The sequence below is a fragment of the Rhodanobacter sp. BL-MT-08 genome, assembly GCF_054161255.1.
The window spans coordinates 2,999,213-3,018,835 of sequence record NZ_CP167872.1; the positions used below are offsets into that span (position 1 = coordinate 2,999,213).

At 63.9% G+C, this 19,623-nt stretch carries 9 protein-coding genes; 4 read left to right on the forward strand and 5 right to left on the reverse strand.

Translation table 11 applies throughout. From position 1 onward, the window contains the following. Positions 1 to 140 precede the first annotated feature (140 nt). From ACDK93_RS13320 to ACDK93_RS13330, 3 genes are all read left to right on the forward strand, one after another. Complete coding sequence (locus ACDK93_RS13320; RefSeq protein ID WP_458069255.1) at positions 141 to 665, forward strand: hypothetical protein; 525 nt, start codon at positions 141 to 143, stop codon at positions 663 to 665. Positions 666 to 834: 169 nt separating this feature from the next. Next, entirely contained in the window at positions 835 to 2,133 is a 1,299-nt protein-coding gene (gene kynU, locus ACDK93_RS13325; protein ID WP_458069257.1) for a kynureninase, read from the forward strand. Between the two features lie 70 nt (positions 2,134 to 2,203). Continuing rightward, the gene (locus ACDK93_RS13330; RefSeq protein WP_458069258.1) at positions 2,204 to 2,515 is read left to right on the forward strand and encodes a hypothetical protein; all 312 of its coding nucleotides are present in this window, start codon (positions 2,204 to 2,206) and stop codon (positions 2,513 to 2,515) included. 110 nt (positions 2,516 to 2,625) lie between these two features. Here the strand turns inward: ACDK93_RS13330 and ACDK93_RS13335 are convergent, their stop codons facing one another. Further along, complete coding sequence (locus ACDK93_RS13335; RefSeq protein ID WP_458069260.1) at positions 2,626 to 3,858, reverse strand: hypothetical protein; 1,233 nt, start codon at positions 3,856 to 3,858, stop codon at positions 2,626 to 2,628. A 24-nt stretch (positions 3,859 to 3,882) separates the two neighbouring features. Between ACDK93_RS13335 and ACDK93_RS13340 the strand changes: the two genes are divergently transcribed. Further along, positions 3,883 to 4,614, forward strand: coding sequence for a hypothetical protein (locus ACDK93_RS13340; RefSeq protein WP_458069262.1), 732 nt, complete (start codon positions 3,883 to 3,885; stop codon positions 4,612 to 4,614). Positions 4,615 to 4,827: 213 nt separating this feature from the next. Here the strand turns inward: ACDK93_RS13340 and ACDK93_RS13345 are convergent, their stop codons facing one another. The 4 genes from ACDK93_RS13345 to ACDK93_RS13360 all read right to left on the reverse strand — a co-directional run bounded on the left by ACDK93_RS13345 (position 4,828) and on the right by ACDK93_RS13360 (position 19,620). After that, on the reverse strand, positions 4,828 to 15,975 hold the full coding sequence (locus tag ACDK93_RS13345) for an autotransporter-associated beta strand repeat-containing protein (RefSeq protein WP_458069264.1): 11,148 nt from the start codon (positions 15,973 to 15,975) through the stop codon (positions 4,828 to 4,830). A gap of 136 nt (positions 15,976 to 16,111) precedes the next feature. Continuing rightward, positions 16,112 to 16,984, reverse strand: coding sequence for a sulfotransferase family protein (locus tag ACDK93_RS13350; protein WP_458069265.1), 873 nt, complete (start codon positions 16,982 to 16,984; stop codon positions 16,112 to 16,114). A 360-nt stretch (positions 16,985 to 17,344) separates the two neighbouring features. Continuing rightward, positions 17,345 to 18,343: a helix-turn-helix domain-containing protein gene (locus ACDK93_RS13355; RefSeq protein WP_458069266.1), complete on the reverse strand. Its 999-nt coding sequence runs from the start codon at positions 18,341 to 18,343 to the stop codon at positions 17,345 to 17,347. Further along, positions 18,340 to 19,620: an MFS transporter gene (locus ACDK93_RS13360; RefSeq protein ID WP_458069268.1), complete on the reverse strand. Its 1,281-nt coding sequence runs from the start codon at positions 19,618 to 19,620 to the stop codon at positions 18,340 to 18,342. Before ACDK93_RS13360 ends, ACDK93_RS13355 begins: the two co-directional genes overlap by 4 nt. Positions 19,621 to 19,623 lie beyond the last annotated feature (3 nt).

Sequence of the window (19,623 nt, forward strand, 5' to 3'; positions counted from 1 at the left end):
CTTCTGAAGAGCGCGGCGCGCGGCGTCTGCAGGATTCAGACAGCGCCCGATCGTTTTACGGCGCGGCGGTATCATGGCGCGAGTCACCGGACAGTGCTTCGCCATCGGCCGCTCTTTTCGTCCCACTCTCAGGAGTCAGCATGAGTTTTCTGCGCACCGCCTCATCCAGTCTTGTTGCCATCGCAACAACGCTGCTGCTGGCCAGCACGCTTCACGCCGCCGACGTCAGCATGGCCAACGGCGCCGTGCAGTTCCGCACGCCGGACGACTGGGTGGATATCCTCGATACCCAGGGCGATCCCGAGGTGCACGTGTTCCAGGTGCCCGACAGCTCGCCCACCGGCAAGGTCAGCCTGTCGCGCGTCACCGTCACCGTGAAGCAGGTCGGCGACATGAGCGCTTTTCAGCAGTATGTGGGTACGACCTCGGCCAAGGCATTGACGCTGCCCGGTTACAAGGCAGCAGCGGTGGCGCCCGGCGCCAACACGTTCGTCTACACGGCGCAGGAAAGCGGCGTGCCCTACAGCTACAGCGAGCGCTACTGGTTCAGGAACGGCCTGGCGATCTCGCTGCGTTGCCTGCGACCGTCGCAGAGCGACGCCGGCGCGGCATGGAAAACCGCCTTTGAAAAAGGCTGCGACGCCGTCGCGGCCAAGCTCAAGTAAGGCTCGGTAACCACCTTGCGCCGATCCCGCCGCGGCACGCCCGCGGCGACAGGCATGCGACATCGCCAGCGCCCGCTTTCACTGTCGAGAAGACCCTGTCACAGGTAAAGTCGCCGCTGCACGAAGCGAGCGTCCGTTCGCGCTCCCGCCCACTCACAGGACCATCGAGATGCACGACGTCAGCCACTACCAGGCCACCGCCGAATGGGCGCAGCAGCGCGACGCGGCCGACCCGCTGCGCGCGTTTCGCGACGAGTTTCTGATCCCGCCGCACGAAGGCGCGGACGGCAAAAAGGTGGACAGCGTCTACTTCTGCGGCAACTCGCTCGGCCTGCAGGCGCGCGGCGTGCGCGAGGCGGTGACGGCGGAGCTCGACTATTGGGCCGAGCTGGGCGTGGAGGGCCATTTCAAGGGCCGCGCGCCATGGCTCAACTACGAGGATTATCTGCGCGACGATCTCGCGCTGGTCGTCGGCGCCAAGCCGGCCGAAGTGGTCGCGATGAATACCCTCGGGGTCAACCTGCATCTGCTGATGGTGAGCTTTTATCGACCCACGCCGGAACGGCCCGCGATCCTGATCGAGGCCGGCGCTTTTCCCACAGACCGCTACGCGGTGGAATCGCAGGTGCGCTTTCACGGCTTCGATCCGGCCACCGCGCTGATCGAGCTGGAAGCCGACGAACCGAACGGCCTCATCTCCATGGCCGCGATCGAGCGCGCGCTGGCCGAGCACGGCTCGCGCATCGCGCTGGTGATGCTGCCCGGCATCCAGTACCGCAACGGCCAGGCCTTCGATCTGAAAGCGATCACCACGCTGGCGCACGGCCACGGCTGCACGGTCGGCTTCGACCTTGCGCATGCCGTGGGCAACCTGCCGCTGCAGCTGCACGACAGCGGCGCCGATTTCGCCATCTGGTGCCATTACAAATACCTCAACGCCGGCCCGGGTGCGGTCGGCGGTGCGTTCGTGCACGAGCGTCATGCCGATGCGGTGCTGCCACGCTTCGCCGGCTGGTGGGGCCACGACAAGGCCACGCGTTTTCAGATGGGCCCGGAGTTCATGCCGATCCACGGTGTCGAAGGCTGGCAGCTGTCCAACCCGCCGATCCTGTCGCTGGCGCCGCTGCGCGTCTCGCTCGACATGTTTCGCCGCGCCGGCATGCGCCAGCTGCGCGAGAAATCGCTGCAGCTGACCGGCTACCTCGAGTGGCTGGTGCAAACAACACTGGGCGGCGTGCTGGAAATCGTCACGCCCGGCGACCCCAACCGCCGCGGTGCGCAGCTTTCGATCCGTGTCGTCGGCGGCCGCGATCGCGGTCGCGCGTTGTTCGAGTATCTGATGGATCGCGGCATCATCGGCGATTGGCGCGAGCCGGACGTCATCCGCATTTCGCCTGCTCCGCTTTACAACCGGTTCGCGGACTGCCTGGCATTTGCGGAAGCGGTGCATCACTGGACGAAGATTTGATGGCGTGTCTGGTGACTGCAGCCGACACCGGCTGTCATCGTGCATCGACCGTCAACGAATGAGCGCCTCCATGACCGACGCCATCAAACATTCCTTTTCTCACGAAGAGCTGCTGGCCATTGTGTTGAAGAGTGCGGGCATCCACGAAGGGCTGTGGATGCTGTCGATCAACTTCGGTTTGTCGGCGACGAACATGAGCAACTCGAACAACGGCGAGGAAAATCTTCGCCCGTGCGTGATGGCCTTTGTCGAGAATTTTGGCTTGATGCGCGTCGAGCGCCCTTTGCAGGGGCTGACGCTGGACGCGGCCATCGCCAATCCGATGGCGGCAGCGAATACGACTAGAAAACCGGCGCCAAAAAAGAAGGCTGCACTGAGGTAATGCGTTTTGCCGTTTGACCAGCGAAACGCGTGAGCGGCAGGTTCACTCGTTTGTCCGTCTGGCTTGTCCAAAGAAGCTGAGGGCCATCGATGGAAGCGCGCAAGTCACGGCTAACGCGCCACGATCTGCCCGTTTTTCCCCGATCGGTACACGCCCTTGAGCCGCTGATAGACGGTCATCACGGCGGTGCCGTAATCGCGCGCCAGCTGCTGCGTGTGGCTGTGGTAGTAGCCCACGCCCAGCACAGGATCGCGCGTTTCGTGCATGCCGTCGTGCAGGATCTTGGCGGCAACGGAAATATTGGTTTTCGGGTCCAGCAGGCTCAGCGGATCGCGGACCGCGCTGCGGTGCATCGGGTAGTACACCTGCATGATGCCGACGTCCTGCACCGTCGCATTGAGCTGGCTCGCGACCGCCATCTCCATCTGCACATGGTGACGTTCGCCGACCACCAGATGGTCGTTGACCCGGAACAGCCAGGGCGTCGGACCCACGTCGCCATCCGGGTGCAGGGAACGCGACTCCACCAGCGCGATGCTGTAAAGCAACAGCGGATCGACGCCATACTCCTTGCCCACCTGCGCCCACAGACTCTGGCGCGAGGCGATGTTCAGATCGGGCTCGGCGATCGGCATCATCAAATCCATCGTGCTGACATCCGACAGCAGCGCGATGGACGATGATGGTTCGGACCGCGCCGCTGGGACCGCCTTGGGCAGCATCGCCATCGATTCGATCTCGCGCGCTTTTTCAGCCGGGGCGGGAGGCGGCGGTATGGCGAAGGGCGCGGCCGCCAGCGTCTTTGCCGTCACCGGCCCACTCAGCGGCGCACGAGCGTCGAGCTCCGGCTGCGAGTGCGCCACGCCTGACACCAGCGGCACGGCAATGGCAACGAAAGCCACGCAGCACGAAAGCGCGGTGAGCGCACGGCGCTTGTTGGCCTGATCCAACGTGGCCCAGGAGCGCTGCAGCGCGTGTGCCCTGTCCACAATCAGGGCGTTGGCGCGGTAGAGACCGCGTCGGGCGCCACGCGTCGTCGCGGAAGAACGACCTGCAAGCGAGACGGCGAAAGTCCAGCCCTTGCTCCAATCCACGCGACGCCGCTGCGCGTTTGCGATCGAAGCGGCCTTCAGCGACTTGTCCGACCAGGCACAAGGGGCCGGCGCGAGGGTCGACCAGTCGATTGCTGCGCACGACCGGGCGGACTTCCAACGCGCCGGCGGCACGAGGTAGACGCGCCGCTGGCGTCGCGCGCGCGCCTTCATTGCGGCATCGGACCCAGCCGCGCCCGGCGAAATCCCCGGCGCCAACGCATCGGTAGTGCTTTCAATCAAACGATTCACGGCTTCACTTCGAAAGGAACAGGTTTGACCACATCCCTGAGCTTGATTCGCGCCTTCCAAGCGGTCTTGGGGCCTGTCGAGGAGGCCGCCCGGCCGGCCATCATAATGGACTGGCGCCTTGGGCGAGTTATGTGGCCCGGCAGGCAGGCCCTGAGCCCCTCGGACGCCCGCTACACTGAGGCACCGGAAGATCCGCGCGGCGGGCCAAAGCCAGCCGTTCCACCGCCAAAAGCATGCCCAGGACAGGAATTTCTCGTGATCACAGCACCCGCGCCCTCTGCCAAAAAGCACGAGGATTTCCAGGTTCTCTGGGTGTTCGGGGCTATCTCGGCGCCGCTGCGGCAGCAGATCGTGGCGTTCTGGCTGCGGGAAGGAGCGATAGCAAATGCGGATGAGGCGTGGCGCCGCTGCGCGGAAGTGGCCTGCCTGCTGCGCGAGGCGGAGAGTGGCCGCATCGCGGGAGTCTGCACGGTGGCCATACGCCTGGACGACGAGGGCCACTCTTACGGATACATCCGCATCTTCATCCGCCCGGCCAGCCGGCTCGCCGGCCTCAATGTCCGGTTGATGCAGAAGATGATCGAGGGTTTTGAAGACCTCGCACGCGAACCGGGTGCACCTGGCCGCCTGCTTGCCACCATCGAAAATCGCAAGCTCGAACGCCGCGCCATCCAGAAAATTCTCGCCAGGCTCGGGTTCGTCCATGCGGGAAGAACGGCGGACGGAGAGCTGGTGATTCATCGTCCGCTGCGTTAACCAAGGCAACGCGACGCGACGACTGACAAGTACGACAGCGTCAATACGTCTGGGCGAATGGCCGGCCGTCCGCGCACCGGACGAATAACGGATCGTCCGCCATGGCCCCCTTCCGGCGTGTTTGCCTTCGCGACGCGACGCGTCACCGCATAAAAAAACCACCCCGATTCGCACCGGGGTGGCTCGATCACGTCAGAACCAGAACACCTTGCCTCAGAAGGCCACGTTGAGCGCCATGCGGGCGCCCTGATCCTTGGCGTCGCTGGCGAACTGGCCGTGATAGCTGGTGTCCACGCTCACGCTCTTGCTCAGCTGCAGGCGCATGCCAAAGTCCAGTACGCCGGAGCTCTTGGCCACCGGCACGCCGGCCACCGTGAAGCTGGTCGTGCCGCCGTTGGCGAAGCTCTGCTGATCGATCGAGCGCAGATCGCCCCACGCCTGCTGGAAGCCCACGCTGGCATGCAGCTGCACGACCGGTGACGGGTTGTAGACGCCACGCAAGCCCACCGTGCCGTAGTTCACCGCCGTGCCGTTGGCCTGCACGTTCAGTGCGGCGGCCTCGGTCGAACCTTCGTTGATCGCGTTCTGATGCACCCAGACGCGTGCCACGTCGGCATACGGGGTCAGGCTGCCCTGACTGAAGGTGAACCGATAGCCGCCGTCGACATACGCCTGCGTCACGCCCGTGTGGTAGTTGGCCGTGGCACGGCCTTGGAGACCGGTGACATCGATCTGGCGATGGCTGCTGACGTCATACCAGCTGTGCGCCCCGCCGCCCTGAAACTGCCAGGCGCCCACATCCACACCAGTGTAAAGGCCGAACACCGTATCAGTGCTGTGCGCGTCGCCCGAACCGTAGGTCGTGTTGTTGGACAACTGGCCGGAGCCAGCCACCGCACCCACGCGCCACGCATCCAGATTGCGATCGGCACCGACCAGCAGCCCGCTGCCGTTGCTGCCCATGCGGGGCGCATTGCCGTCGCTGTCGTTGTTGCCACCATGACCCCAGATGCTGGCCCACACGCTGCCCTGATCGTCCGCTTGGGTCGTCTCGCCGGTGCCCTGCGCACCCTGCAGGTGGTTGTTGATCGCGTCACGCACGTAGCGGCTGTCGTCGACGATCGCCGTGCGCGTGCTGGCCAGGCTGTCGCCGGCCAGTTCCGCGAACGCCGCACGTGCCGGACCCACCGCCAGCGGCAGCACGGCGTTGTACACCGCGTTGCCGGCGCCGAGCGCTTCGATCGCCGCACCCGTGTGGATCTCGTTCGGCGTCACGCCGACGGTCGGGAACGCCACCGCGTTGCGCGCCAGGGTCAGGTACACATCATTGGCGTCGTAGCTCAGTGTCGGGGTCAGGAACGCGAAGTTGTTGCTGACCGAACCGAACGTGCCGCCGACGCCGCTCGCCGCCGTGAGGATGGTGTACTTCGTGGTGGCGTTCCAGTTGCTGCCCGCCTCCGTCGAGACCACCGAACCGCCGCCCAGCGTCGCGGCCCCGGTGGCGCGGATCAGGTCGCTGCTGCCGGCATCGGTCGCATCGAGCTGATAGGTCGAACCGGCGGCGATGCTGAGGTTGCCGTTGACCGTCAGCGTGCCGACGCTGTTGCTACCCGGCGACACCGTGCCGCCGCTGGCGATGGTCATACCACCGACGCTGCCGCTACCGATTAGGGTGGCACCGCTGGCCACACCCACCGCGCTGGCGAGGCTGCCCTGGACATCCAGCGTGCCCGCCTCAACCGACGTGGCGCCGGCATAGGTGTCCGCGCCAGTAAGGGCGAGCGTTCCGGCACCCTGTTTGGTAAGGCTGCCTGAGCCGGAGATAGTGCTCCCAAGCGTGACGTCATCGGAGCGGTCAACCACAAGCACACCGTTATCAGCGATATCGCCAGCGACCGAACCGCTAGTGCCGCCGTTACCCAGCTGCAGCGTTGCGTCTGTGATCGTGGTGCCCCCGGTGTATGTGTTGCTTCCGGTCAGAATTTCATGGCCGCCGTCGACAATCAGACCGCCGCTGCCACTGATTCCGCCGCCGAACGTGTCAGCGGCGTTGGACAGCGTCAACGATTGTGCACCCAGATTGACCGTGCCCGCACCGGCGAGTGACGCGATCGATACGGGAGCAGTCGCGCCGCTGATATCGAACGTGCCGCTGTCGAGCAGGCCGCTGGAGGCGGCGATGCTGCCGTTACCGATCAGCGCCAGCGTGCCGCTGCCGATCGTCGTGCTGCCGGTGAAACTGTTGGCCTGGGTCAGACTCAGCGTGCCGCTGCCGATCTGCGACAGGCTGCCGGTACCGCTGATGGTGCTGGCGAACGTCACCGCGTCGGAGCGATCGAATGCCAGCGCACCGTCATTCACAACATCCCCGACGATCGAGCCGGTCGTACCACCGTTGCCCAACTGCAGGATGCCCGTCGTGATGGTGGTGCCTCCGGTGTAGGTGTTACCGCCGGTGAGCACCAAGGTTCCGTAGTCGGACTTGTTCAGTCCGGCGGTACCGGCCAGCACGTTTCCGATCGTCGCGACATCGCTGGCGCCGCCGGTCGAACCGTCGCCAACGCGGATCGTCGGCGCCTGCCCGTTTGCATCGGCCACCAGAGTCAACGTGTCACCGGTCAGTATGTAGCCGCTGGTGGCGAACTGCATGCCCGTCGCGGTAACGGCACCGGCGCTGTTATCCACGGTGACCGTACCTGCCGCACCGCCGAAGATGCCAAAGCCAGGCTGCGGCTGCATCAATGTCGTCACGTCACCGTTCATGTCGGTCCAGTTCGGCGCCGTCACCGACCAGATGCCGCTGCCGCCACCCATTTGCGTCGGCGAAGCCAAACCATTGCCGTTCCAGATATTGAGCGTCATGCCGCTCGTGTTGAGCAAGTTGATCTGCTTGGCCGAGGCGAGCGTCCGGATCGCCAATGTGTCGCCCGCCGGCACGTTGCCCAAGGCAATGCCGCCGTTGGTTTCCGTCAGCGTGCCGCCGTAGCTGAAGATGTTGTACAAGCCGGCACCAAACCCAGGCTCGCCCGTTACGTTGAGCGTGACGCCATCGAGCGTGAGATCACCGCCGACTTTGACACTGTCGCCGATGCCGAAACTGCTGAATGACGTGGCCGGTGCGCCGAAAGCCTCATCGACGATGCCACCCTGCGCGATGCCGAGGTTGCCGCCGATGGTCAGGGTGCCGATATCACCAGCGCCCGGAGCCAGATGCGCGCCACCGGCAATGGTCACGTTGCCGCCGATGGATCCGTGCCCGCCCAACGTCGCGCCGCTGTCGACAGCCACGTCCCCTGCTATCGAGGCACTGGACGTCGCGCTATCGCCGACCAGCAACGAGCCGCTGGCGACGGTGGTGCCGCCGGTATACGTGTTGACGCCGTTCAAGGTGAGCGAACCACTGCCGATTTGCGACAGCGTGCCCGCGCCACTGACGACACCGCCGAAGACCACGGCATCGGAGCGATCGAACGCCAGTGCAGCGTTGTCAGTGATGTCGCCCGTGATCGAACCGGTATTTCCGCCATTGCCGATCTGCAGCGTGCCTGCCGTAATCGTTGTGCCGCCGGTGTAGGTATTGGCGTTGCCCAACACGAGGGTCGCGGCTCCGGTCTTCTCAAACGAACCGTTGCCGGAAACCGTGCCCAGGTAGCTGCCGTCCTGCGTCTGGTCGAATACTACCGCAGCGGTATCGCCGATGGCCGGCGCAAAGGTCACGTTGCCGACCAGGCTGGTGCTGCTGCCCACCAGCGTGCCGTCCCTGATAATCCACGCTTCGCTGGCATTACCCGATCCCTGCAATGTCCACGTGCTGCTGCCGGTTTTGGCGTACTGCGCAAAGCCCTGATAGGCCAGGCCGCTGCCCAGTCCACCGACGTTACTTACATCGAAGCTGTCATTCGTGGCACCGCCCAACGCGAGAGTGTCGCCACCCTGCGTTGTGCCGCTGCTGCTGATCACGTTGCCGGTGAACGAGTAACCGGCGTCGATCTCCAGCGTGTTGTTGCCACCGCTGAAGTCGACCGCATCGGCCTGCGTACCGTCCGCGCCCAGACCACCGGCAATGCTGCCGCTGTTGACCACGATCGAGTTGCCCGTCGATGCCACGCCCACGCCGCCGATACCGCCAACACCGTCAGCGCCTGCGATCGCCGTGCCACCGCCAGCCGCTCCGCCAGCGCCACCCTTGCCGCCCACACCGCCAACAATGCTGCCACTGTTGATCACCGTGAACGACGAACCGCTGACGCCTGCGCCGCCCTTGCCACCCGAGCCGCCGTTGCTCCCATTGCCGTAGGACCCGCCATAAGAAGCACCCGTTTTACCGTCAGCGCCAGCACCGCCCACACCACCGGTCACGGTGCCCGCGTTGGTCAAGGTAAAGGATGAGCCGGTCACACCGGCACCACCCGCGCCGCCCGCGCCCGCTGCACCGCCCGGCGAAAGCATGGCCGTGTCGTTGCCATCGCTGGCGCCGTAGTGACCGTAACCACCGACGCCGCCGTTAATGGCACCGGCATTGGATATCAGCATCTGCACGGCGCTGATACCTGCACCACCGGTACCGCCATTGCCGCCCGCACCGGAAGCCGCGCCAGCAGCATTGCTGTAACTGCCGTAGCCCCCTTTCCCGCCCTTGCCGCCCGTGATGCTGCCCGTCGCGCTATTGGTCACATTCGCATAGCTGCCGCCGATGCCCGCGCCACCGACCCCTCCAGTGCCACCGGCTGCCGCCGTGGCCGTCGTGAAGTTATCGCCGGGTTCGCCGCCCTGACCGCCGTAGCCGCCGCTGATAATCCCGTTGTTGACTACCTGAAAGTTGGTACCCGTGATACCCGCGCCACCAACGCCAGCGACGCTGACAGCCCCTGGCGCACCAGCGTTGCCTGTGATCTGGTTGCTGTTGTTGTAGCCGCCGGGACCGCCTTCGCGGCTGTAGCCACCATAGCCGCCACTGCCACCCACGATTACACCTGTAGCTTCATTGGTCACGTTGAAATAGCTGCCCGCGACGCCAGCGCCGCCCACACCGCCGACACCCGCCACGCCGCCCGTGCCACCCGTGCCGGCTACTCCAGCGCCGTTAGGACTGCTGCCGCTGCCACCATTGCCGCCCAAGCCTGCCGAGCCGCCGGCGCCACCGATAACGAGCCCGCTGTTATCCACACTGAACTGGGTACCGCTGACGCCGGCGCCGCCGGCACCGCCGTTACCGCCTTTGCCGCCCGCACCGCTGGTCTGGCTTGTGTTATAGACACCACTATTACCGGCACCGCCCGTACCACCGGAACTGCCGCTGCCACCAGCAACGACACCGCTATTGTTCAAGGTGAAACCCGATCCCGTGACGCCCGCGCCGCCATCGCCTCCGGCACCGCCGCTGTAACCTGCGCCCCCTACTGTCTGGCTCGCGCTGTAGATACCACCGCCGCCGTAACCGCCGCGGCCGCCATAACCGCCAGCCACCACACCGGTATTGGTCAGGGTAGCGGTGCTGACGTTCACGCCCGCGCCGCCAGCGGCTCCTGCCCCGCCGCTACCGCTTACACCGCTGCCGTATTTGCCCGAGCCGCCGCTGCCGCCCGTGCCTCCGTTAATCTGGCTGTTGTTGGTCAAGCTGAAGCCATTTCCGCTGACTCCCGCGCCGCCAGCCGAACCATTGCCGCCCGGACCACCGGTGATGGAATACTTGCCCGGACCGCCGGTCGGGGGGCCAATGACAAAACCGGCGGAGCCTTGCACGCCGCTAGCCCCGGTCACGCTTACGCCGGCACCTGCCCCACCGACCAGCAGCGTGCTGCCGCTGCCCAGGGTAAACCCGCCGGTGAAATTGCTGCCGTTGCCATCCAGATCGAGCTCGCCGCCAGTCACGGACGAAGCGCCGCTGATGGTGGTCTGACCCGAGAGAATGAGCGTGCCGTAGTCGGACTTGACCAGGCCGTCCGTGCCGGTGACGGCGTTCGAGATGGTGGCAACGTCCATGGCGCTGGCGGCCGTGCCGTCACCCACGCGAATCACCGGTGCGTCGCCGTTGGCGTCGGCCACCAGGGTCAAGGTGTCGCCGGTCATTACATAACCGGTGGTGGCGAACTGCATGCCCGTCGCACTGACATTGCCGGCGCTGTTGTCGATTGTGACCGTACCCGCGGCGCCGCCAAAGATCGCAAAGCCCGGCTGCGGGTACATCGCCGCGGTGACGCTGCCGTTGGCATCGGTCCAGTTGGGCGACGTTACCGACCAGGTGCCGCTGCCGCCGCCCATCTGGGTGGGCGAGGCCAGACCGTTGGCATTCCAGAAGTTCAGCGTCTGGCTGCCGGCATTGATGAGATTGATCTGCTTGTCGGCCGTGAGATTCTGGATCACCACGTTGCTGTTCGCCGGCACCGTGCCCAACGCGATGCCGCCGTTGGTCTCGGTCAGCGTACCGTCATAGGTGAACAGGCTGTACAGGCCCGCGCCGAAGCCGCCCGCGTCGCTGACGTTGAGTACGGTGCCATTGAGTGTCAAGTCGCCTTTCACCTGCACGCTGTCACCGTAACCGAAAGTGCTGGCATTCACGCCGCGAGCGCCAAAGGCGAAGTCCAGCGCGCTGCCCTGATCCAGCGTCAGATTGCCCCCCACCATCAAGGTACCGAGCGCACTGCCGTTGCCTGGCGCAAGATGCGCGCCGGTTGCCACGTTCAGATCACCCATGACCGTACCGAAGCCACCGAGCGTCGCGCCGCTGTCAACCTGTGCACTGCCCTTGATCGATGCCGAGCTGCCCGTCGTGTCACCACCGATCAGGAGCGTGCCACCCTGGACATCCGTGAGGCCGGTATAGGTATTGCCGCCGCTGAGAATCTCCTGACCTGCGGTCAGCACGAGACCGCCGCTGCCACCGATCACACCGGCGAATGCGTCATTCGCATTGGTCAGGGTGAGCGTTTGCGCACCTAAATTGACGCTGCCTGTACCGCCCAGCGAGACGATTGATGCGCCGCTATTGGTAGCGCTGATGTCGAAGGTATCGTTGTCTATCACATCGCTGGAGTTAGCGATGCTGCCATTTCCGCTCAACGCCAACGTGCCGCCGCTGATGGTGGTCGCGCCGGTATAGGTATTGACGCCAGTGAACGTGACCGAATTATTCGCGTCGTTGATGATCACCTGCCCACCCGAACCGCCACCAATACCGCCATCGGCGATAACGCCATCGAAGGTGAAGATCGTATTGGTGTTCGTCAGGTCGAGCGCCTGTGCACCGAGGTTGATGGTGCCGCTGCCCTGAAATTCCTGAGTCGTCAAACCAGCCGACTGCGAAATGTCCAGCACGGCACCGCTGGCGATGCTCACGGGAGCACCTCCCAGCGTGCCGCCGCCGGCCAGCGCGAGCGTACCGGCATCGACGATGGTGCCTCCGTTGTAGGTATTGGCGCCGGTCAGGGTGAGCGTGCCAAGGCCTTCCTTGAAGAGCGCGCCATAACCCACCGCGTCCAGGCCAATCTGGCCGTTGAGCGCCACGTCAAAACCGTTGGTATCGATATAGGCATAGTTGCCGAGCGCGACGGCGCGATTGGACGTGAACGAACCGCTGGCCTGCAAAGTGCCGGAATCAATCGTCACCCCCCCGCTGGCGTCGCCGAGATTGTCGTCATTGGCGATCTGCAGCGTGCCGCCAAGGATCGATGTGCCGCCCGTATAGGTGTTGGTGCCTGAAAGCGCGAGCAAGCCGGCGCCACTCTTGATCAGTTCGCCACTGCCGTCCATCACGCCACTGACTGAGTCCGACTGACCCGCGTCGACGGAGACCGTGCCGCCCGCGCTGCCCAGCGACAAAGCCCGATTGAAGTCGATACCAGACGCCGTGAGTTCAAGCGCACCGCCGTTCAACGCAAGGTCACCGGTACCCAGATTATTAAGGGCGGAAATAGCCAAGGTGCCGGCGGTGACCGTGGTGCCACCGCTGTAGGTGTTGGCACCGGAAAGTGTCGTCGTGCCGCTGCCGATCTGGCTGATCGAACCGCCACCGCTGATGACGCCCGCTAGCGTCAACGCATCCCTTCGATCAAACACGAGAGCGCCGTTGTCGGTCACATCCCCCGTGATCGAACCCGTCGTGCCGCCGTTGCCGATCTGCAGCGTACCGGCGCTGATGGTCGTGCCGCCGGTATAGGTGTCGTCCGCGGTAAAAATGGTTGTACCGGCCAGCAGATCGACCGTGCCGCTGCCGCTGATCGTGGGATTGAAGATGTAACCAGGATCCAAGTGGTTGAAGACCAGCGAACCGGTACCCGCCCCAAACGTGACGCTGGCGGTATCGAGCGTGCCCGCCGCGGTTGCGGCGCTGCCTGCATCTGCACCGATGGTCAGCACGCCGGTCGAACCGGGATCGGCGGCAACCACTACGCTATCGGCGGTTACCGTCGCGCCGTCGCCAATGGTCAGCGCGCCGTTGCCACCATGATTGCCAACGACAACTTGGCCACCTGTCGCTACTGTCACTGAAGAACCGGCGCCCGTCACGCTCACCGTCCCCGTAGAGCCCAACTGGTCGGCGATCGAAAAGAAGCTGCTGTCAAACGAGCCGCCATCGGACACCGTCAGCGTACCGCTGCCGGATTTGCCAATGTTGGTGCTCGCCGCCGCGGCGAAATGGGCACCACTGGTGATGGTCACCGTGCCGTTGTCACCCGCGTTCTGGCCGATGTTGAGTTCACCCAAGCTATTGGCCGACGCGCCATTGCTCACCGTGAAGTTACCGACGCCGTTGCTGCCCACCTGGAACGGCGTGCCGTTGCCAGTCGATCCGGTCGCCGTGATACTCGAACCTGCGCCGTCCACGATCAACGTGCCGTTGTCGACGACATTGGCGCTGCTCGTTACGCTGCCGCCGCCGTTGATCGACAGCGTGCCGCCGTTGATCGTCGTGTCGCCCGTGTAGCTGTTCGCGCCGGTCAGTGTTTCGTTGCCCGCCGAGAGCGTTACGCCGCCGGCGCCGCCGATCGCTCCACCAAAGGTATCGTTGGCGTTGGACAGGGTCAGCGACTGGCCACCGAGCGTTACCGCGCCGCTTCCGCTCAGTGAAGCAATGGTCGCTCCGTTGTTGATCTGGCTGATATCGAGCGTGCCGTTATCGAGCACGCTGCTGGAACCGGCAATGCTGGCAGCTCCGCTGAGGGCGAGCGTGCCGGCCGCGATGTTGGTCAGTCCACTGTAATTGCTGTTGCCATTGCTCACGGTCAGCACGCCGGTGCCGGACTGCGTAAGGCCGCCGGTGCCGCTGATTGCCCCTCCGAACGTCACGTCATCGGAATGATCAAAAGCCAGCACGCCGTTATCGGTCACGTCACCGATGATCGAGCCGGTCGTGCCGCCGTTGCCAATCTGCATGCTGCCCGACTGGATCACGCTGCCGCCGGTGTTGGTGCTGGCACCCGTGAGGATCAGCGCAGCCGATCCATTCTGATAGAGCGAACCGCTGCCACTGACGGCACCGGCATAAGTCACGTCGTCGCCGCGGTTGAAGATCAGTGCGCCGTTGTCCAGTACGTCACCGGCAATCGAACCGGAGGTGCCGCCGTTGCCGATCTGCATGACGCCGGACTGGATGACGTTGCCACCGGTATTGGTGTTGGCGCCCGTGAGCGTCAGGGCACCGGCACCATTCTGGTAAAGCAAACCAGTGCCACTCACGGCACCGGCATAAATTACGTCATCGCTGCGATTGAATACGAGCGCACCGCTGTCGCTGACGTTTCCGGTAATCGAGCCAGTTGTGCCGCCGCTGCCCACCTGCAGGGTGCCGGCGGTGATGGTCGTACCGCCGCTGTAGGTGTTATCGCCCGCAAGCGTGAGCAAACCATTGCCACTCTTGGTCAGCGCGCCGCTGCCGCCGATCACGCCATTTTCTGCCAAGGACGCGGTGGAATCGATCAGGAGCGTGCCGCCTGCGGCACCCAGCGTGACTAAACGGGTTGAAGTCACGGCCGCGGTGGCTTCGAGCGTGCCGCCATTGAGCGTAAGTGCGCCAGCAGAACTACCCAAGCTCGCGTCGTCGGAAATCGCCAGCGTGCCGGCGCTGATCGTCCAGGGGGTGACTGCCGTCGTAGTGCCCGTCAGCGTCCAGGTGCTGGTGTTTTGTTTTAGGTAAGCATCGAAGCCCCCTGCGAGATTGGAGGCGTTAAAGCTGCCATAGGCGCTGCCGTCCAGATCTAACGTATTACCGTTACCGGCGACCGCGGTAATGCTGCCTGTGAATGTGGCGCCACCTAAAATCTCCAGCGTGTTGTTGCTTCCGGTGATATCCACAGCAAAGTTCGGATTGGCGCCATTGCCGTCCAAGCCACCGCTGATGGTGCCACTGGAGATCACCGTGTTGTCGTTGCCGGAAATGCCAACGCCAACGCCACCCGTGCCAACACCGAGGGGACTGCTTCCGCCCTGCCCACCCGTAATGCTGCCAATATTAGTAAAAGTATTAACATTGCCGGTTATGCTCACGCCGGCACCACCGCTGCCGCCAATACCTCTGTAGGCGACGTTCCCTGCGTTCGATCCGGAGGCAGAACCACCGTTGCCGCCACTCATGCTGCCGCTGTTGGTAACTGTGTTGCCACTGCCACTGAGGCTCACGGCCATGCCGCCACCGCCTCCGCCTCCGCTGTAATAGCCTCCACCACCGTTACCACCGTTACCACCCCTGATGGTGTTGCTATTACCAATGCTGCCGTTGGTCAGCGAACCATTGGAGATGCCGAAGCTGACGCCTGCTGCGCCGCCGCCGCCGCCGCTACCATAAGAAAAACTGCCATTGTTGCTTTGCACACCATCGCCGCCGTTTCCTCCCGCGACAGCCGCGTTAATCGTCAGACTTCCAGTGGCGATAAGACCGGGATTGCCACCACCACCACCAATGCCACCGCCGCCGTTACCGCCGCCGCCGCCGCCATAAACGCCGCCGCCGCCACCACCGCCCGTGCCGTAATATGGCGGATTTACGAAGCCGCCAGCTCCGCCGTTACCACCAAAGGCACCACCAATCCCACCCGCTGAACCATTATTGTTACCCGAGCCTCCCCCAGTCCCGCTGCCAGCTACGCTGGGACTTCCGCCAGAACCGTTGGTGCTGCCGCCATTGATCGCCGTGGAGCCGGTACATGAGGTTGTCACGGTGCCAGTCGTCTGAACGCACTGCGCCCAAGCCGGCAGCGCTACCGTCGTCAACGCCAGGCCGAGAGCCGCCGCCAGCGCGCGCACGCGCACCCGCTTGACCGACGGAACGGCACCGACCGCGACACCACCAGGCGCACTGGCCAGTTCCGAAACCACTTGCGGCACGCCGAGCGTGCGGTTGAAGACAATGCGGTAGATGCGATTCATGGTGGAGCCCCCAGTGGTGTTGCTAGATGAAAGGATTTGCTGGCTATTCGAATGATCCGATGGGCGCATGGCGCCACCCGGACAGAAAGCTATGGAAAGCTTTGTGGCTTGGCCGCGTTGCGCGGCCGCATGGCGCTCAGACCACCTTCACCCCGCGCAGGTTGAGGCTGGGGTCGCGCCAGAAGGCGTCGTTCTCGAAGCGCCTGAAAACGTCCGGTGGCAGTACGCTGGTGCGCTCGCGCGCCTCGATCTTTTTTCGCACCGTATGCAGACCCGGCGTGCCGGCACGCAGGTCGAACTCGTTGGCGTCATAGCTGACGTTGTCGAAGTCGTGCGGGAATGCCTTCTCGCCCGTGAACTCGTAGATGGCCTGCATGGCCCGGCCCGGTTCATTCACCAGCGTCTCGTACTGCAGCAGCATCAGGTTGGCGGTGTCTTCGCTGTAGTACGCCTCTTTCAACGCGTTATAGGCAAAGCCGACCATGCCGTCGCCGTTGGCGAGGCCTTCGGCGCGCGAATACACCGTACCGCCGGGCTGGTAGTTGAAGATGGACGACGGCTGGAACGCGTTCTTGCGCACCAGTTGCTCGATGCTGTCGATGATCCACGGCATATGCCGCACGCAGGCGATCACCTTGGCGGTCGGGAACAGCTCTTTCAGCAGGCGCAGCTTGCTGCACCAGATGCGGTTGGTGTCGAAGATCACCTCGGCGGTAAATTCCTCGCCGTAATAATCCTCGAACAGGCCCTGCAGAAGGCGCCTGCGCTGGATGTCGGTGATAAATACCGAATACTCGTTGCGCCCGCTCATCTCACCTTGCAGAGTGTTGAAAAAGCCGCCGACGGGGCCGCTCATGCCTGCATGGAAGCGTGGGTTCTGGCGCAACAAGCCGGCCAGCAACGTGGAACCCGATCTCGGGAGACCCGAGATGAAGTGAACTGGACGCACTGACTTTCCCCCTGCTGTTGCGACGCTGAATTCCGTTAGCTGTGGTGGAGCAACGTCCATGCCATCAATGCAACCGAGTCACTCCATCGCCCCTCACGTTGACCTAGGCCTGACGAGTCCTTTGAATCCCGTTTACCTGCAAAAGATTTCGATGACGCCATCAACACAGATTTCGTCCGTCAACTGTTGAGCAACTTCTTCGCGTAACCGCCCTCTCTACCTCAAGTTTTTGCGGATTACGACAACCTCCCCGCATGCCTCGAGCAATCTCTTACGCCGATCGCAACGATTAGATAAACGATTCGTGACGTGGATCACACTCTGGATGTTAGAAGTCCATGCCGTAAATCAACATGTCTGTCCGTCGCATGTTCGGGACGGGAGTGCATGACGCTGGAGCGCAACAGCTGCCGTGATCGACTACTTCAGCTCGCTCATGCTGTTGAACCAGCGCCTTGTCATCAGGTCGACAGACGGGTTTTGCGCGCCGCGGATGCTCGCAGCTCGGTAGGCGCCAGGCGCCATGCCGAACGCCTGTTTGAATAGTCGACTTGCGTGACTTTCACCGGAAAATCCGGAGAGTGGTGCAAGCTCCGCGAGCGGCTGGCTGTCGAAGGCGCGGTCATCCAGGCGATCGCGAAGATGTTGCAACCGACGCAACTGGATAAACCGCGCCACGCCTCCCTGTGGCTCAAATAGGCGGTAAAGGCTGGCGCGAGCGATACCGGTGGCGCTGACGATGTCCTGTACGGAAAAATCGGACCTGCACAGGTTTGCCTCAATAACGCGAACAGAAGCTTCGCGACGCACATATTCCAGCCGATGGAAATCGGATCGGGCTGCAGTGCCTCCCGGATTGAGTGCAACAGCCAGCAGGTCAACGATGATGCGCGTAATCGCGGCATATGCGCCCAGCGGCAGCCGCGAGGCCTCCCTCACCAGTGCCTGCAGCATCGGCGATAGCAACGCTCCCTCCGTTACACCAATACGATAGCCATGCAGGCCCGACAAACTGCCAGCGGCGGCATGCATCGCATCGCGAGTTAGGCTTACCGTGATGAGCTTCACCGAGCGCGCGCCGCTTTCCATCGGCTTGCTGGTATCGAGCACCAGCGTCTCTCCTGCAGCGATCGACTTGGGGCTGCCATCGGCACCGCCGGTCAATTCGCCGCTCAGCACGTGGTGCAGCACAAAATGATCGAATCCGTCGCGCTTGACCCGCTCGCCGCGCCGATGACGCACCCCGCCGTACTCCCGCATGAACAACAGCGTGCGATCCAGCCTCCAGCTTTGTACTCGTGCGAAAAAAGGACCTGACACACGTTCCGTATCGCTGCCGTACGCATAAAGATCGCAATACCTGGCAAACCCGGTGGCGGGATCGTAGTCGGCGCTGTCGAATGCAAATATCTCGCTCATCGGGCTATCGCCGCCCAACCCTTTCGCCACAGAAGGTGGGCGATCGCCGCGGCCGCGATGCCGGCAAGCGCTACGGACACGCATACCTGATAAAGAGCAAGCGACAGACGATGCCCCCCCATTCCCAAGCCGTCACTGACCACGCCGGCCATGAACGGGCCCAGCGAAAAGCCAAGCAAGGTGATGGTGGCTAGGAACAGCCGCAGCCCGACATCGCGCAACGATGAGGGCAGCAGCCACGGGACGCCGGCGAGCGCCGCCACCGCTGCCGTACCCCCGACCAGCGAGACAAGTGCGAACAAACCGCAGGCTACCGCAGGCGATGAGGCCCGCGGCATCTCCCAAAGCAGGGGCACGGCAAGCAACAGTGCGAGTGCCACGACCGCCATCGGCGACAATTTTTTTATACGCATGTCGACCAAGGTGCCTGCCAGCATGTGGCCCAAGGGTGAAGCTGCCATCAGCGATACACCGAAAACGAGCGCCGCGGTTCCAGGCACCAGCCCCTGCTCACGATGCAGCACCGAGGGCGCCCACGCGCCAATGGTCTGGATAATCAGCACGCTGGCGCAGGCGCTAAACGCGTAAGCGCACATAAGCGTGGGTTGTTGCCGCAACGCGCTCAAAAGTGACCTGAAGATACGCGGCTGCGAAGGCGCAGATGCCGGCGACAATTCGTCGCGATGCAGCAGCAAGAGGATGAGCACGAGATTCGGCGTCGCCATGACCAGAAACAGAAGCCGCCAGTGCGCAAGATAAGACGGCGATTCCCATCGGGAAAGCAGGGTCAAGGCAGCGCCACCTAGCAGCGCAGCCAGGCTTCGGCCAATCACGGCTGCCGCCGTGAAAATGGCGATCGAGCGCGCGCGCCACCGTGCTGCACTGCGTTCCACAATCAGGCTCAATGCCAGCGGCACAAACGCCGACTGCCCGAAGCCGACGACCGCGCGAGCCACGACGAGCACGCCGAACGATTTTCCCAACGCAAACACGAGCATGCCCAGTGCCCAGATGGCAACGCAACCGGCCAGCAGCCGAAACCGATATCGCGAATTCGTCAGCGGCAGGCTCGCAAACATGCCGAGGACGTAAGGCAGGGCAAATGCCGGACCATCCAGAAACCCCAGCCGGGCGTCCGATAGCGACAGGTCGAGCTTCAGCAGCGGCGCCGCCACGCCGGACAGGTTTCGGTCGATGAACGCCATGCCGTGGCCGACAGCGAGCAGAAACACCAGCGACATCGACCGGCGTGTTGAATCTCCGTGTGAATCAGACAACGC

Coding starts and splice junctions, on each gene's coding strand:
- ACDK93_RS13320 (WP_458069255.1), top strand. CDS start 141: ATGAGTTTTCTGCGCACCGCCTCATCCAGTCTTGTTGCCATCGCAACA.
- kynU (WP_458069257.1), top strand. CDS start 835: ATGCACGACGTCAGCCACTACCAGGCCACCGCCGAATGGGCGCAGCAG.
- ACDK93_RS13330 (WP_458069258.1), top strand. CDS start 2,204: ATGACCGACGCCATCAAACATTCCTTTTCTCACGAAGAGCTGCTGGCC.
- ACDK93_RS13345 (WP_458069264.1), bottom strand. CDS start 15,975: ATGAATCGCATCTACCGCATTGTCTTCAACCGCACGCTCGGCGTGCCG.
- ACDK93_RS13350 (WP_458069265.1), bottom strand. CDS start 16,984: ATGGACGTTGCTCCACCACAGCTAACGGAATTCAGCGTCGCAACAGCA.
- ACDK93_RS13355 (WP_458069266.1), bottom strand. CDS start 18,343: ATGAGCGAGATATTTGCATTCGACAGCGCCGACTACGATCCCGCCACC.